Genomic DNA, 14658 nt, shown 5'->3' on the forward strand with positions numbered 1-14658 from the left:
ATTATTCAAGCCGATCGGCAATCTGTTTTTTTGCATAAAACACAAAGCGTTCAACAGACGGCATAGATGCAGTCCAGTTCTTTTTGGTTAACCCCAGGTATTCCGCACGTGCGGCTTGCAGCGTATCCGCATACTCATCGGGTAATTGCGGTATAAGCCAGGAGGCGGCTTCATCTTTAGCGACAATATTGCCCGTAACTACGCTGTACCAAATACGCGCCAGAGTAAGGATGATATTTCGCTCGTCACCTTCTAAATCGCCCGGTTGCTGCCACATATCAAGGATATGCCGAAATGTTTGCACGACATCGCTAAAAGGGATGACGTTGAATAACGTCTCAGCGGGTTCACCGAACAACGCTACGCTGACGCGCCGGGCCTGGGTCAGCAGGATGGAAAGATCAGGATCCACCTGCGCCGGTTCATACACGCCAGCGCAGATATCATCACGCAACCATTCGCCAAACTGCATCTCTCTCGCCGGAGGGAATCGCCACGGCACAAGTTGTGAATAGACCACGATGGTCACTTCCAGCGCCCGATAGTTATCAACGCTGCCAGGCGGTGCTGATATTTCCAGAAAACCCTGCATCAGATCTTTTCTTTGCCAGGTATTCAGTGGCAGCCTAATGGTAACCAGTAAATCGATATCGCTTTGGGGCTTTAAGCCACCTTCAACAGCAGAGCCATACAAATGAACAGCAACCAGGTCGCCCTCGATAATCCGCGCAATCAGTGCACTGGCGGCATTCACCTGTTGTCGAATTGAATTCGGGATAATCGCAGCCATTTAGCCTCCTGGAAAAAAGCCGAAATAATGAGTCTATACTGCATTTTTCCTGTAGCGCTATTCTCTGGCAGAAAACCTGTCTCAGATCGGATCCTAAGCCTGAGGTAGCATACTGTCCGCGTCCATTTTCTGACATAATGAGCAGATTCGATTTTGCCCCGCAGGAGTCTTCTCATGGAATTTACCGCCGGACTGATGCCGCTTGAAACGGCTCTCTCTCAGATGCTTTCGCGTATTACCCCACTCACCGCCGTCGAAACGCTGCCGCTGGTTCAATGCTTTGGTCGCATTCTGGCCACCGACGTCATCTCCCCGATTGATGTGCCGGGATTCGATAACTCGGCAATGGATGGCTATGCGGTGCGATTAGCCGATTTACAATCAGACCAGCCTCTTGCGGTGGCTGGCAAAGCCTTTGCTGGTCAACCATTCCACGGCGAGTGGCCTGCGGGAACCTGCATCCGCATTATGACCGGTGCCCCGGTGCCTGCCGGTTGTGAAGCGGTGGTGATGCAGGAGCAAACGGAACAAACTGACGACGGTGTGCGTTTTACCGCCGAGGTCCGCAGCGGACAAAATATTCGTCTGCGCGGTGAAGATATCGCAAACGGCGCGGTGGTATTCCCCACCGGAACTCGTCTGACAACCGCCGAGCTTCCGGTTCTGGCCTCACTCGGCATTGCCGAAGTACCGGTCGTTCGCAAAGTTCGCGTGGCGTTGTTCTCCACCGGTGATGAGCTGCAACTGCCGGGTCAACCGCTGGGCGACGGGCAGATTTATGACACAAACCGTCTGACCGTTCACCTGATGCTGCAGCAGTTGGGCTGCGAAGTGATCAACTTAGGAATTATTCGCGACGATCCCAACGCGCTGCGAGCCGCATTTATCGAAGCCGACAGCCAGGCCGACGTCGTCATCAGCTCTGGCGGTGTTTCGGTAGGCGAAGCGGATTACACCAAAACCATTCTGGAAGAGCTGGGAGAAATTGCCTTCTGGAAGCTTGCCATCAAACCGGGTAAACCGTTCGCGTTTGGTAAACTGAGCAACAGCTGGTTTTGCGGCCTGCCGGGTAACCCGGTGTCTGCAGCCCTCACCTTTTATCAGCTGGTGCAACCGCTGCTGGCGAAACTCAGCGGAAACACCGCCTGTGGGTTACCTCCGCGCCAGCGCGTGCGCACCGCCTCACGCCTGAAGAAAACGCCAGGGCGTCTGGATTTTCAACGTGGTGTATTGCAGCGTACCGCGGAAGGCGAACTGGAAGTCACCACCACCGGACACCAGGGCTCGCATATTTTTAGCTCCTTTAGCCAGGGCAACTGCTTTATCGTGCTGGAGCGCGATCGCGGTAACGTTGAGGCCGGAGAATGGGTTGAGGTCGAGCCGTTTAACGCACTGTTTGGAGGCCTGTAATGGCAGAACTCAGCGACCAGGAGATGATGCGCTATAACCGGCAAATCATTCTACGCGGCTTCGATTTCGAAGGTCAGGAAGCGCTCAAAGATGCGCGGGTACTGGTCGTTGGTCTGGGGGGGCTGGGATGCGCAGCAACCCAGTACCTTGCGGGCGCTGGCGTCGGGCATTTAACCCTGCTCGACTTTGACACAGTCTCCGTGTCGAACCTCCAACGCCAGACGCTGCATAGCGATGCGACCGTTGGACAGCCCAAAGTGCTCTCCGCCCGCGACGCACTGGCGCGGATTAACCCTTACATCGCCATTACGCCAGTGAATGCGCTGCTGGAAGAAAACCAGATTCACGCGCTGATCGCCGAGCACGATTTGGTGCTGGACTGTACGGATAACATCAGCATCCGCAATCAGCTGAATGCCGGATGCTTCGCCGCCAGGGTTCCGTTGGTTTCTGGGGCGGCAATTCGCATGGAAGGACAAATTACCGTCTTTACGTATCAGGAAGGAGAGCCATGCTACCGTTGCCTGAGTCGTCTGTTCGGTGAAAACGCCCTGACCTGCGTCGAGGCAGGAGTGATGGCCCCGCTGATCGGCGTGATTGGCTCGTTACAGGCGATGGAGGCCATTAAGTTGCTGGCAAACTATGGTAAACCGGCGTCTGGAAAAATCGTCATGTACGACGCCATGACCTGCCAGTTTCGCGAAATGAAGCTAATGCGCAACCCGGGGTGTGAGGTTTGCGGGCAGTAAAAAAGTCGGGTGGCGGCTTCGCCTTACCCGACCTACAACGGCTCCAACGTAGGCCGGGTAAGCGTTAGCGCCATCCGGTAACAGCATCAGATCGACGTGCGTCCAAATGCACTCTGCCAGTCGTGCTCAAACTTCGCGACGGCAGCATCAACTGCCGGAGAGCTAATCATCTGCTGAGCAACATCCAGCGGTAGCGTGATGGACTCGCAGCCCGCCAGCAGACAATCCAGCGCCTGACGCGGTGTTTTAAAACTGGCTGCCAGTACTTTGGCGTGCGGGGCATGCATTTTCAGTAACGTCTGCAGGTCGGTCACCGTCTGGATGCCATCCCCTCCTTGCGCATCCACGCGGTTAACGTATGGCGCAACGTATTCCGCACCCGCCAGAGCAGCCAATAACCCTTGAGCTGCACCGTATACCGCAGTACCCAACGTCGGGATCCCTTCTTCTTTCAGCAATTTTATAGCCGCCAGACCTTCTGCTGTCACCGGCACTTTGACCACGATATTAGAAATGATTGCCCGCAGCTTACGCGCATCGCTGACCATCCCTTCGGCGGTGGTCGCCATCACCTGAGCAAACAGACGCCCTTGCCCTCCCGTCGCCTCCTGCAGTTGCGGCAGTAGTACTTCCAGCGTCTGGTTCCCTGCCGCCACAATGCTCGGGTTAGTGGTCACCCCTGCCAGCGGGAAAATGCGCGCCAGAGCTTTTACCGCATCAACATCAGACGTATCTAAATAGAGTTCCATAAGCTTTCCTCAAACGAATAATTAGCATGAATAAAAGGTAGCACGGCGAAACCTCACGGTTAGTTGACGCATGTCAATATAACTTTCATTCGAAAGTAATTTAATCTTTATACGAAAGAAAAGAGGTCGCTTATGATTTTCAATATCCAGCGCTACTCCACGCATGATGGCCCCGGTATTCGTACCGTGGTGTTCCTTAAGGGATGCTCCCTGGGCTGTCGGTGGTGCCAGAATCCGGAAAGCCGCGCCCGCACGCAGGACCTGCTTTATGACGCGCGTTTGTGCCTCGACGGTTGCGATCTCTGTGCTCAGGCTGCACCCGCGGTGATTGAACGGGCGCTGGGCGGATTACTTATTCATCGCGAAAAACTGACCGATGACGCTCTCACCGTACTGACCGACTGCTGTCCGACTCAGGCGTTAACCGTCTGCGGAGAGGTAAAAAGCGTGGACGATATCATGGCGACCGTATTGCGAGATAAACCGTTTTACGATCGCAGCGGAGGGGGCCTCACCCTGTCCGGCGGCGAACCGTTTATGCAGCCAGAGCTGGCGGCAGCGTTACTCAAGGCCAGCCACGACGCCGGCATTCATACCGCAGTGGAAACCTGTCTGCATGTCCCGTGGAAGTATATTGAACCATCATTACCTGACGTCGATCTATTTCTGGCCGATCTAAAACACGTGGCGGATGCGCCGTTTAAACAATGGACCGATGGGCGTGCCTCTCGCGTACTGGAAAATCTAAAAAAATTGGCTGCCGCCGGTAAAAAAATGATTATCCGCGTACCGCTGATTCAGGGATTCAACGCAGACGAAGCTGCTATTCAGGCCATTACCGATTTTGCCGCCGATGAGCTTCACGTCGGTGAGATCCATTTCTTGCCCTACCACACCCTGGGCATCAACAAATACCACTTACTCAGTCAACCCTACAACGCACCGGATAAACCGCTTGATGCGCCAGCACTGCTCGAATTTGCCCAGCAGTACGCCAGCCTTAAAGGTTTAACCGCGACCCTACGAGGATAATCGCCATGACCACTCTGAAACTGGACACACTCAGCGACCGTATCAAAGCGCATAAAACGGCCCTGATCCACATCGTGAAACCACCGGTTTGTACCGAGCGCGCCCAGCACTATACCGAGATGTATCAGCAACACCTGGATAAGCCTATCCCGGTACGTCGCGCACTGGCACTAGCCCATCATCTGGCGGAACGCACCATCTGGATCAAACATGACGAACTGATCATTGGTAACCAGGCAAGCGAAGTGCGTGCCGCGCCTATTTTCCCGGAATACACCGTCTCCTGGATTGAAAAAGAGATCGACGACCTCGCCGACAGACCGGGTGCAGGATTTGCGGTAAGCGAAGAGAACAAACGTGTATTGCATGAGGTGTGCCCATGGTGGCGTGGTCAAACCGTGCAGGATCGCTGCTACGGGATGTTCACTGATGAGCAGAAAGGGCTGCTGGAAACCGGCATTATCAAAGCCGAAGGTAACATGACCTCCGGCGACGCGCACCTGGCGGTAAACTTCCCGCTGCTGCTGGAAAAAGGTCTCGACGGCCTGCGTCACAAAGTCGATGAACGTCGCTCCCGCATCAATCTGACATGTCTGGAAGACCTCCATGGCGATCAGTTCCTGAAAGCGATAGATATCGTGCTGGAGGCCGTCAGCCTGCACATTGAGCGCTTTGCCGCGCTGGCTCGTAAAATGGCATCCACAGAAACTCGCGCCAGTCGTCGAGATGAACTGCTGACCATGGCGGAAAACTGTGATGTTATCGCCCATGAGCCGCCAAAAACATTCTGGCAGGCGCTGCAGCTGTGCTATTTCATCCAGTTGATCCTGCAAATTGAATCTAACGGTCACTCGGTGTCGTTTGGTCGTATGGATCAATACCTCTACCCATTCTATCGTCGCGACGTCGAACTGAACCAGAGCCTTGATCGTGAGCACGCTATTGAACTGTTGCACAGCTGCTGGTTGAAACTGCTGGAAGTGAACAAAATCCGTTCCGGCTCCCATTCGAAAGCCTCGGCGGGCAGTCCGCTGTATCAGAACGTGACCATTGGTGGTCAAAATCTGGTCAACGGTCAGCCGATGGATGCCGTCAACCCGCTCTCCTACGCCATTCTGGAGTCCTGCGGCCGCCTGCGTTCTACGCAGCCAAACCTGAGCGTGCGTTATCACGCGGGGATGAGTAATGACTTCCTCGATGCCTGCGTGCAGGTGATCCGCTGCGGCTTCGGGATGCCCGCCTTTAACAACGATGAAATCGTCATACCGGAATTCATTAAGCTGGGCATTGAACCGCAGGACGCCTATGACTATGCGGCTATTGGATGTATCGAAACCGCTGTTGGCGGGAAATGGGGCTATCGTTGCACCGGCATGAGCTTTATTAACTTTGCCCGCGTGATGCTGGCGGCACTGGAAGGTGGGCGCGATGCCACCAGTGGCAAAGTCTTTCTGCCACAGGAAAAAGCGCTCTCAGCCGGTAACTTCAACAATTTCGACGAAGTGATGGACGCCTGGGATACACAGATCCGCTACTACACGCGTAAATCCATCGAAATTGAGTATGTCGTCGATACCATGCTGGAAGAGAACGTGCACGATATTCTGTGCTCCGCGCTGGTAGACGACTGCATTGAGCGGGCGAAAAGCATTAAGCAAGGCGGCGCGAAGTATGACTGGGTATCGGGTTTGCAGGTGGGTATTGCCAACCTCGGTAACAGCCTGGCTGCAGTGAAGAAACTGGTCTTTGAACAGGGTGCTATCGGTCAACAACAGCTGGCCGCCGCGCTGGCCGATGATTTTGACGGTCTGACCCATGAGCAGTTACGCCAACGACTGATCAACGGCGCGCCGAAATACGGTAACGATGACGATAGCGTTGATACGCTGCTGGCCCGCGCTTATCAGACCTATATCGATGAACTGAAACAGTATCATAATCCGCGTTACGGACGTGGCCCGGTTGGCGGCAATTACTACGCCGGGACCTCGTCTATTTCTGCAAACGTGCCTTTTGGCGCAGCAACGATGGCAACGCCGGATGGCCGTAAAGCACACACTCCACTGGCAGAAGGCGCCAGTCCGGCTTCCGGTACGGACCATCTCGGCCCAACGGCGGTAATTGGTTCGGTGGGTAAACTGCCGACCGGTTCGATTCTTGGCGGCGTGCTGTTAAATCAGAAGCTCAACCCGGCCACGCTGGAAAATGAATCCGATAAGCAAAAGCTGATGATCCTGCTGCGCACCTTCTTCGAAGAGCACAAAGGCTGGCATATTCAGTACAACATTGTCTCCCGTGAAACGCTGCTGGAAGCCAAAAAACACCCGGATCAATATCGTGACCTGGTGGTCCGTGTAGCAGGTTATTCCGCCTTCTTCACTGCGCTTTCTCCGGATGCGCAAGACGACATCATCGCGCGTACTGAACATATGCTGTAAACAATATTGTCGGCCGGATGAGATTCCGCACCACCATCCGGCACGCTACCCTCCCCATTGCCGGATGCGCTGACGCTTATCCGGCCTACAACGATTCTCCCCGTAGCCGGGTAAGGCGAAGCTACCACCCGGCTTTTTACTTTCATTCGAAATTAAATTTGTGCTACAGGTCACATTGTTATTAGAATGTTTCTGGTTGCAGTAATCGCCAGGAGCCTATCTTTATGACCATCAAAGTTATCGTCACCGATATGGACGGAACTTTTCTCGACGACGCCAAGAAATACGATCGTGCACGTTTTATGGCGCAGTATCAGGAACTAAAAAAACGAAATATTGAATTTGTCGTGGCCAGCGGCAACCAGTATTACCAGCTGATCTCCTTTTTCCCGGAGCTCAAAGAGGAAATTTCCTTTGTCGCCGAGAACGGGGCGTTAGTTTTTGAACATGGCAAACAGCTATTTCACGGCGAGCTAACCCGCCACGAGTCCCGTATTGTCATTAGTGAACTGCTAAAAGATAAGCAGCTCAACTTTGTGGCTTGTGGGCTGCAAAGCGCTTACGTTAGCGAAAATGCGCCGGAGTCCTTTGTCGCATTGATGTCAAAACACTACCATCGCCTGAAACCTGTAAAAGATTATCAGGATATCGACGATGTGCTGTTCAAGTTCTCGCTAAATTTACCGGACCAACAAATCCCATTGGTTATCGATCACCTGCATGCTGCGCTGGACGGCATCATGAAGCCCGTCACCAGCGGCTTCGGGTTTATCGATCTGATCATTCCGGGCTTACATAAAGCCAACGGGATCAGCCGCCTGCTTAAACGCTGGAACCTGTCACCGCAAAACGTAGTCGCCATTGGCGATAGCGGCAACGACGCGGAAATGCTGAAAATGGCGCACTACTCTTTCGCCATGGCCAACGCGGCAGAGAGTATTAAAGCGATTGCTCGCTATCAGACCGACGACAACAACCATCAGGGCGCGCTGAACGTAATTCAGGCAGTGCTGGATAACACCTCTCCTTTTAACGTCTAATCCTGCCAACCGGGGTATCCCTCATCCCGGTTTTCACTCTTTTTCCATTTTGCTCACTCCATCAAGTTTTAAACTTGCGTTAACTAAATTTTAACTTATATTATCATCTGTAAGTTATTTTTGTTTCGAATGAAAGTTAATGCGAGGTGGATATGGCTTTTACTTTTACCAGCGACACGCTGCCCGCCGATCACAAAGCGGCAATCCGGCAGATGAAACGGCAACTGCGGGCACAGCTTGGGGATGTTCAGTTGATCTTCAATCAGTTGAGCGACGCTATCGCCGCCCGCGTGGCAGAAATCAACGCCCTCAAAGCGCAGGGTGCCCCGGTGTGGCCAGTGATATCTTATGCAGATATCAAAGCTGGCCACGTAAATGCAGAGCAGCGTGAAGAAATTAAGCGTCGCGGATGCGCGGTTATTAAAGGTCATTTCCCTCGCGAACAGGCTCTCGGCTGGGACAGCTCAATGCTGGACTATCTGGACCGCAACCACTTTGACGACGTCTATAAAGGACCAGGCGATAATTTCTTCGGTACCCTGAGCGCATCACGACCTGAAATCTACCCCATCTACTGGTCCCAGGCGCAGATGCAAGCCCGCCAGAGTGAAGAAATGGCCAATGCACAGTCGTTTCTCAATCGTTTGTGGACCTTTACAAGCGAAGGTAAACAATGGTTTAACCCGGATGTCAGCGTTATTTACCCTGACCGCATTCGCCGTCGACCGCCGGGAACCACGTCCAAAGGGCTGGGCGCGCATACGGATTCCGGCGCGCTGGAACGCTGGCTTCTTCCGGCATATCAGCAGGTCTTTGCTCATGTATTCAATGGCAAGCTGGAAGATTACGATCCGTGGCAGGCGGCGCATCGCACCAAGGTAGAAGAGTACACGGTGGATAACACCACCAAATGTTCGGTATTCCGTACCTTCCAGGGCTGGACTGCATTGTCCGATATGCTGCCAGGTCAGGGATTGTTGCATGTGGTCCCGATCCCTGAAGCGATGGCGTATGTGCTGTTACGCCCATTGCTTGACGATGTGCCAGAAGATGAACTTTGCGGCGTTGCGCCCGGCCGGGTGCTGCCGATTTCCACGCAATGGCATCCTCTGCTGATTGAAGCGTTAACCAGCATTCCACAACTGGACGCCGGAGACTCCGTCTGGTGGCATTGTGATGTGATTCACTCCGTCGCACCGGTGGAAAATCAGCAGGGTTGGGGTAACGTGATGTACATTCCTGCCGCACCGATGTGCGAAAAGAATCTGGCCTACGCCCACAAAGTGAAGGCCGCACTGGAAAAAGGTGCGTCGCCGGGTGATTTTCCACGGGAGGATTATGAAACTAACTGGGAAGGACGCTTCACGCTGGAGGATTTGAATATCCACGGCAAACGCGCGCTGGGGATTGTTTAATTTTATATACCCTTATCCCTAAGTATCTCGTGTTACAGGTGCAACCATCACACCTGTAACACGAGAACGACGGGATAATTATTCGACGCCTTTACTACGCAGGTAATCTTCGTAGTTACCGGTGAAGTCGATTACGCGTTCCGGCGTAATTTCAATCACGCGGGTTGCCAGCGAGCTGACGAACTCACGGTCGTGAGAAACGAAGATCAGCGTGCCCTGGTACATTTCCAGCGCCATGTTCAGCGACTCGATAGATTCCATATCCAGGTGGTTGGTCGGTTCATCCATAACCAGGATATTCGGTTTCTGCATCATCAGTTTACCGAACAGCATGCGTCCTTTTTCACCACCGGAGAGCACTTTCGCAGGTTTCTTGATATCGTCCTGGCTGAACAGCAGACGGCCAAGGAAGCTACGTACTACCTGCTCATCATCGCCTTCTTGTTTCCACTGGCTCATCCATTCGAAAACAGTCAGATCGTTTTCGAACTCGTATTCATGATCCTGTGCGTAGTAACCGACCTGGGCGTTCTCAGACCACTTAACGGTACCGTTGTCCGGCTGCAAGTCGCCAACCAACGTTTTCAGCATAGTGGATTTACCCACGCCGTTGGCACCAATGATGGCAACCTTCTCCCCTACTTCCAGCAGCAGGTTGAAGTTTTTAAACAGCGGGCCTTCATCAAAACCTTTCGCCAGCGCTTCCACTTCCAGCGCGTTACGGAACAGTTTCTTATCCTGTTCGAAGCGGATAAACGGGTTCTGACGGCTGGACGCTTTCACTTCGTCGAGCTTAATCTTATCAATCTGACGCGCACGAGAAGTCGCCTGTCGAGATTTAGACGCGTTGGCGCTAAAGCGGCTGACGAAGGATTGCAGATCGGCAATCTGTGCTTTCTTCTTGGCGTTATCGGCCAGCAGACGTTCACGCGCCTGGGTTGCCGCCGTCATGTATTCGTCGTAGTTACCCGGATAAACACGCAGTTCGCCGTAGTCCAGATCCGCCATGTGCGTACAGACCATGTTCAGGAAGTGACGGTCGTGCGAAATGATAATCATGGTGCTGTCACGCTCGTTCAGCGTCTGCTCCAGCCAGCGGATAGTGTCGATATCCAGGTTGTTCGTTGGTTCGTCGAGCAGCAGAATGTCCGGGTTAGAGAACAGCGCCTGCGCCAGAAGCACACGCAGCTTCCAGCCGGGCGCGACTTCGCTCATCGGGCCGTAATGCTGTTCTACCGGAATGCCTACGCCCAGCAGCAGTTCACCCGCACGCGCTTCCGCAGAGTAGCCGTCCATTTCGCCATACTGAACTTCGAGGTCAGCCACTTTATAGCCGTCTTCTTCGCTCATCTCGGCCAGGCCGTAGATACGATCGCGCTCCTGCTTCACTTCCCACAGTTCAGCATGACCCATAATAACGGTGTCAAGCACGGTGAACTCTTCAAAGGCGAACTGATCCTGACGCAGCTTACCGATGCGCTCGTTCGGATCGAGTGAAACGTTACCCAGCGTCGGTTCGAGGTCGCCGCCGAGAATTTTCATAAAGGTGGATTTACCGCTACCGTTCGCGCCAATCAGGCCGTAACGATTGCCGCCGCCAAACTTGACGGAAATATTTTCAAACAGCGGCTTACTGCCGAACTGCATAGTGACGTTGCTGGAAACTAACACAGGCGTATCCTGAAAGAGAAAGAAATATGTGACAAACCGCTTATTATGCCATAAGTCTGCAATAAGATCGCGCCGTTCATGCTGCGCAGATAAAGTGAAAGCAAAAGGAAAAAAATGTGATTTAGTACACATCCGAATTCCTTGTTGCTCAGAATGCACATATAATGCGTGCCCAACACTACATAAATCTCAACCCACTAGCCTGCTTGGCTTCAGAATCTCGCAAAAATGAATATGAAATTGACAACGCTTTTCGCGGCGGCGCTCGCGGTAGTTGGTTTTTGTAACACTGCTTCAGCCGTCACGTACCCGCTGCCTACCGATGGTAGTCGTTTAATTGGCCAAAACCAGGTTATCACCATTCCTGAAGGCAACACCCAGCCGCTGGAATACTATGCGGCAGAGTACCAGATGGGTCTGTCTAACATGCTGGAAGCCAACCCGGGCGTGGATACCTTCCTGCCGAAAGGCGGCACCGTGCTGAACATTCCTCAGCAGTTGATCCTGCCGGATACTGTGCATGAAGGTATTGTTATCAACAGCGCTGAAATGCGTCTGTACTACTACCCGAAAGGCACCAACACCGTAATTGTTCTGCCGATCGGTATCGGCCAGCTGGGCAAAGACACGCCAATCAACTGGACCACCAAAGTAGAACGTAAAAAAGCGGGCCCAACCTGGACGCCAACGGCGAAAATGCATGCGGAATACCGCGCTGCAGGCGAGCCACTGCCAGCCGTTGTTCCGGCGGGTCCGGATAACCCGATGGGTCTGTACGCGCTGTATATCGGTCGCCTGTATGCCATCCACGGCACCAATGCTAACTTCGGCGTCGGCTTACGCGTCAGCCACGGTTGCGTGCGTCTGCGTAACGACGACATCAAATTCCTGTTTGAAAATGTGCCAGTCGGCACCCGCGTACAGTTTATCGATGAGCCGGTAAAAGCCACTACCGAACCAGACGGCAGCCGTTACATCGAAGTACATAACCCACTGTCTACGACTGAAGCACAGTTCGAAGGCGGAGAAATCGTACCGATTACCCTGACCAAGAGCATTACCAGCATCACCGGCCAGTCTGACGTCGATCAGGCCGTCGTTGAGCAGGCGGTACAGAACCGTTCAGGTATGCCGGTTCGTCTGAACTAATCTGCTATATATGCCCGATGGCGCTACGCTTATCGGGCCTACCCACGCAGTAGGCCGGATTAGGCGCCAGCCGCCATCCGGCACACCACATCAATTACATCAACAGCAGCAAACCATACCCCACCAGCGCCGCCCATATCAGCATCGGTACCGAATACCAATGAAAACGCCACCAGATCCGTCGGTCGTTTGCCATCCGTAACGCAATGAGATTCGCCAGCGATCCCGGCAACAGCCCAAAGCCGCCCACATTAACCGCCCAGGCCAGCAGCAGCGTCGGCGGGACATAGTTCAGCAGCAAAATCGTACTGGGCACATTACTGATAAACTGCGACAAGCCAATAGCCGTTAACCAAAGTCGCGGTGCTGAGAGCGTGCCAATCTGGTGGGTAATCCCCTGCAAGGCCGGGAGCTGCGTCAGCAAATGCACATCAATGAACATCGCCATAAACACTAACAGCAACGTCCAGTCCACGCTGAGGATCACGCGACGCGCCAGCACCATGAACCCTGCCGCCACAATCGCCAGACCCCACAGCTCTTGCTTTAACTCCAGCGCCGCAAGGAAGACGATATACAGCGCCAGACAGCTCCATACCAGGCGTGGTTGCCAGTCAGGTGCGCGCGTACCGGTATGATAGTGCAACGCTTTAGGTGGGAAACTGAACCAGCACAGCACCACCAGCGTCAGCATCATGGCCCCCGCAAGCGGCGCCATTTGCCAGGTAAACGCGGTAAACGATAAGCCTGAGCGTCCCCACATCAGAATGTTTTGTGGATTGCCTATTGGCGTGAGCAACGATCCGGCATTTACCGCCAGCGCCTCAAAGATAATCAGGCGATTCACCGGAATGGCACATAATTTTTTCAGCGTGATGGTTAGCGGAACAACAATAAACAATGCAACGTCGTTGGTCAGAAACGTCGACAACAACGCCGCCGCCAGCACCATAAATATCGCCAGCTGGCGCTCTGTTTTGAAGCGGCGGGTCATCTTGCGCCCTAACACATCGAAATAACCGCTTAGCTCTACGCCTTTGGTCAGTAACATCAGGCCGCTAAGCGTGATAATCGTGTGCCAGTCAATCGCCCCTGGCCAGGACCGGGGCGTAAATGGCGTGAACAGACTCAGTACAACCCCAACGATGATTAACAGCTGGAAAAAACGATCGCGCTGTAAGGCACGTAATAAAGGAAAACTCATTCAGAGCCAGTTCCTTGCTGTTGCGTAAACCGGCTAAAAGCCTCCAGCGTTTCCTTACTGACGTGATGCTCCATCCCCTCCGCGTCGCGACGGGCAATTTCCGGGCTGATGCCTAACATCAACAGGAAATTTTCCACAATCTGATGACGTTCCCGGCTCTCCTGGGCTAGTCGTTCACCTTCTGCGGTTAAAAACACCCCACGCCACGGAATCATTTCAATCAATCCGACTGAAGCAAGGCGCTTAAGCATTTTAGCAACCGTCGGCTGAGAAACCCCAAGTCGCGCTGCCATATCCACCTGGCGCGCTTCACCCACCTCAATAATGAGATCGGAAATCAGCTCTACGTAGTCATCAATCAGTTCTCGGCGATGCGCCTCCCGGACCTGGCGAAATCCTTCAACGTGTTCTTCGACATTCACCAATTGCGTCACTTTTTTTGTTGTTGGCATACCTGCGCGACGACTCATTCTGCTTCCTCGTTACTGTGACGCGTTAACGGCATCTGATTAGAGAGCGCTCATTGTAAACCAGAGTTGCGTGGGCACAAAAAATTAACGTTTTAGCAATAGCTATATAATATAGCCTGTGCTATATCTGTATATAATAAAGACATCCCTCAAGGACTGATGGGATCGTGAAGTCAGGAGGTTTACATGAATGAATTTAAGAGGTGTATACGCGTGTTTAGCCACTCTCCCTTTAAAGTACGGTTGATGCTGATCTCTATGCTGTGTGACATGATTAACAGCAAACCAGAGCAGGATAAACCTTCAGAAAAATAATGCGGCGTCGCGGTACGCCGCTTCATTTTCCTACCGTCATCCGGGTACGGTGGTGGTTTTCGTCTCAATAACCCTTCTTTTTGTCAGTTTTGCCACGTCCCTCGCAAAACAATTTCTTTGTAGTAGTTGACCTTCTCTTGCGCACACTCTATCTTTTCGCAGCCCTGCGTATATTGCGGCTCGCGGATGCGGACCCTATCCCTCTTCTCGCTCTCTCAGGCAGGCA

At 53.2% G+C, this 14658-nt stretch carries 13 protein-coding genes; 8 read left to right on the plus strand and 5 right to left on the minus strand.

Going from position 1 to position 14658, the window contains the following annotated elements:
* Position 1: 1 nt before the first annotated feature.
* Entirely contained in the window at positions 2-790 is a 789-nt protein-coding gene (locus tag OGX94_RS01765; RefSeq protein WP_257661524.1) for an aminoglycoside adenylyltransferase family protein, read from the minus strand.
* 174 nt (positions 791-964) lie between these two features.
* Between OGX94_RS01765 and moeA the strand changes: the two genes are divergently transcribed.
* Both moeA and moeB read left to right on the plus strand, forming a co-directional pair.
* Entirely contained in the window at positions 965-2200 is a 1236-nt protein-coding gene (gene moeA / locus OGX94_RS01770) for a molybdopterin molybdotransferase MoeA (protein ID WP_008784221.1), read from the plus strand.
* Positions 2200-2949 (plus strand): molybdopterin-synthase adenylyltransferase MoeB, encoded by a 750-nt coding sequence (moeB, locus tag OGX94_RS01775; RefSeq protein ID WP_126318713.1) that lies wholly within the window; start codon positions 2200-2202, stop codon positions 2947-2949. The genes moeA and moeB overlap by 1 nt, the downstream gene beginning before the upstream one ends.
* A gap of 86 nt (positions 2950-3035) precedes the next feature.
* Here the strand turns inward: moeB and fsa are convergent, their stop codons facing one another.
* Positions 3036-3698, minus strand: a complete 663-nt coding sequence (gene fsa / locus OGX94_RS01780; protein WP_063940650.1) for a fructose-6-phosphate aldolase — start codon at positions 3696-3698, stop codon at positions 3036-3038.
* A gap of 132 nt (positions 3699-3830) precedes the next feature.
* On the opposite strand from fsa, the gene OGX94_RS01785 reads away from it, so the two are divergent.
* The 4 genes from OGX94_RS01785 to OGX94_RS01800 all read left to right on the plus strand — a co-directional run bounded on the left by OGX94_RS01785 (position 3831) and on the right by OGX94_RS01800 (position 9623).
* Positions 3831-4730: a glycyl-radical enzyme activating protein gene (locus tag OGX94_RS01785; RefSeq protein ID WP_008784219.1), complete on the plus strand. Its 900-nt coding sequence runs from the start codon at positions 3831-3833 to the stop codon at positions 4728-4730.
* A 5-nt stretch (positions 4731-4735) separates the two neighbouring features.
* Complete coding sequence (locus tag OGX94_RS01790) at positions 4736-7168, plus strand: glycyl radical protein (RefSeq protein WP_003831600.1); 2433 nt, start codon at positions 4736-4738, stop codon at positions 7166-7168.
* 224 nt (positions 7169-7392) lie between these two features.
* Complete coding sequence (locus tag OGX94_RS01795) at positions 7393-8208, plus strand: Cof-type HAD-IIB family hydrolase (RefSeq protein ID WP_257661523.1); 816 nt, start codon at positions 7393-7395, stop codon at positions 8206-8208.
* Positions 8209-8360: 152 nt separating this feature from the next.
* Entirely contained in the window at positions 8361-9623 is a 1263-nt protein-coding gene (locus tag OGX94_RS01800) for a DUF1479 domain-containing protein (protein WP_257661522.1), read from the plus strand.
* A gap of 78 nt (positions 9624-9701) precedes the next feature.
* On the opposite strand, the gene OGX94_RS01805 is transcribed toward OGX94_RS01800, so the two are convergent.
* Positions 9702-11294: an ABC-F family ATPase gene (locus OGX94_RS01805; RefSeq protein ID WP_032934551.1), complete on the minus strand. Its 1593-nt coding sequence runs from the start codon at positions 11292-11294 to the stop codon at positions 9702-9704.
* A gap of 228 nt (positions 11295-11522) precedes the next feature.
* Between OGX94_RS01805 and ldtB the strand changes: the two genes are divergently transcribed.
* Positions 11523-12443, plus strand: coding sequence for a L,D-transpeptidase (gene ldtB / locus OGX94_RS01810; protein ID WP_063940654.1), 921 nt, complete (start codon positions 11523-11525; stop codon positions 12441-12443).
* A gap of 94 nt (positions 12444-12537) precedes the next feature.
* Here ldtB and OGX94_RS01815 read toward each other — a convergent pair whose 3' ends face one another.
* On the minus strand, positions 12538-13647 hold the full coding sequence (locus tag OGX94_RS01815) for an anion transporter (RefSeq protein ID WP_286568566.1): 1110 nt from the start codon (positions 13645-13647) through the stop codon (positions 12538-12540).
* Complete coding sequence (mntR, locus tag OGX94_RS01820; RefSeq protein ID WP_003831586.1) at positions 13644-14117, minus strand: manganese-binding transcriptional regulator MntR; 474 nt, start codon at positions 14115-14117, stop codon at positions 13644-13646. Before mntR ends, OGX94_RS01815 begins: the two co-directional genes overlap by 4 nt.
* A gap of 186 nt (positions 14118-14303) precedes the next feature.
* Between mntR and mntS the strand changes: the two genes are divergently transcribed.
* Entirely contained in the window at positions 14304-14432 is a 129-nt protein-coding gene (mntS, locus tag OGX94_RS01825; protein WP_003831584.1) for a manganase accumulation protein MntS, read from the plus strand.
* Positions 14433-14658 lie beyond the last annotated feature (226 nt).

It is taken from the genome of Citrobacter sp. Cpo037 (assembly GCF_030332945.1).
GTDB lineage: Bacteria > Pseudomonadota > Gammaproteobacteria > Enterobacterales > Enterobacteriaceae > Citrobacter > Citrobacter portucalensis.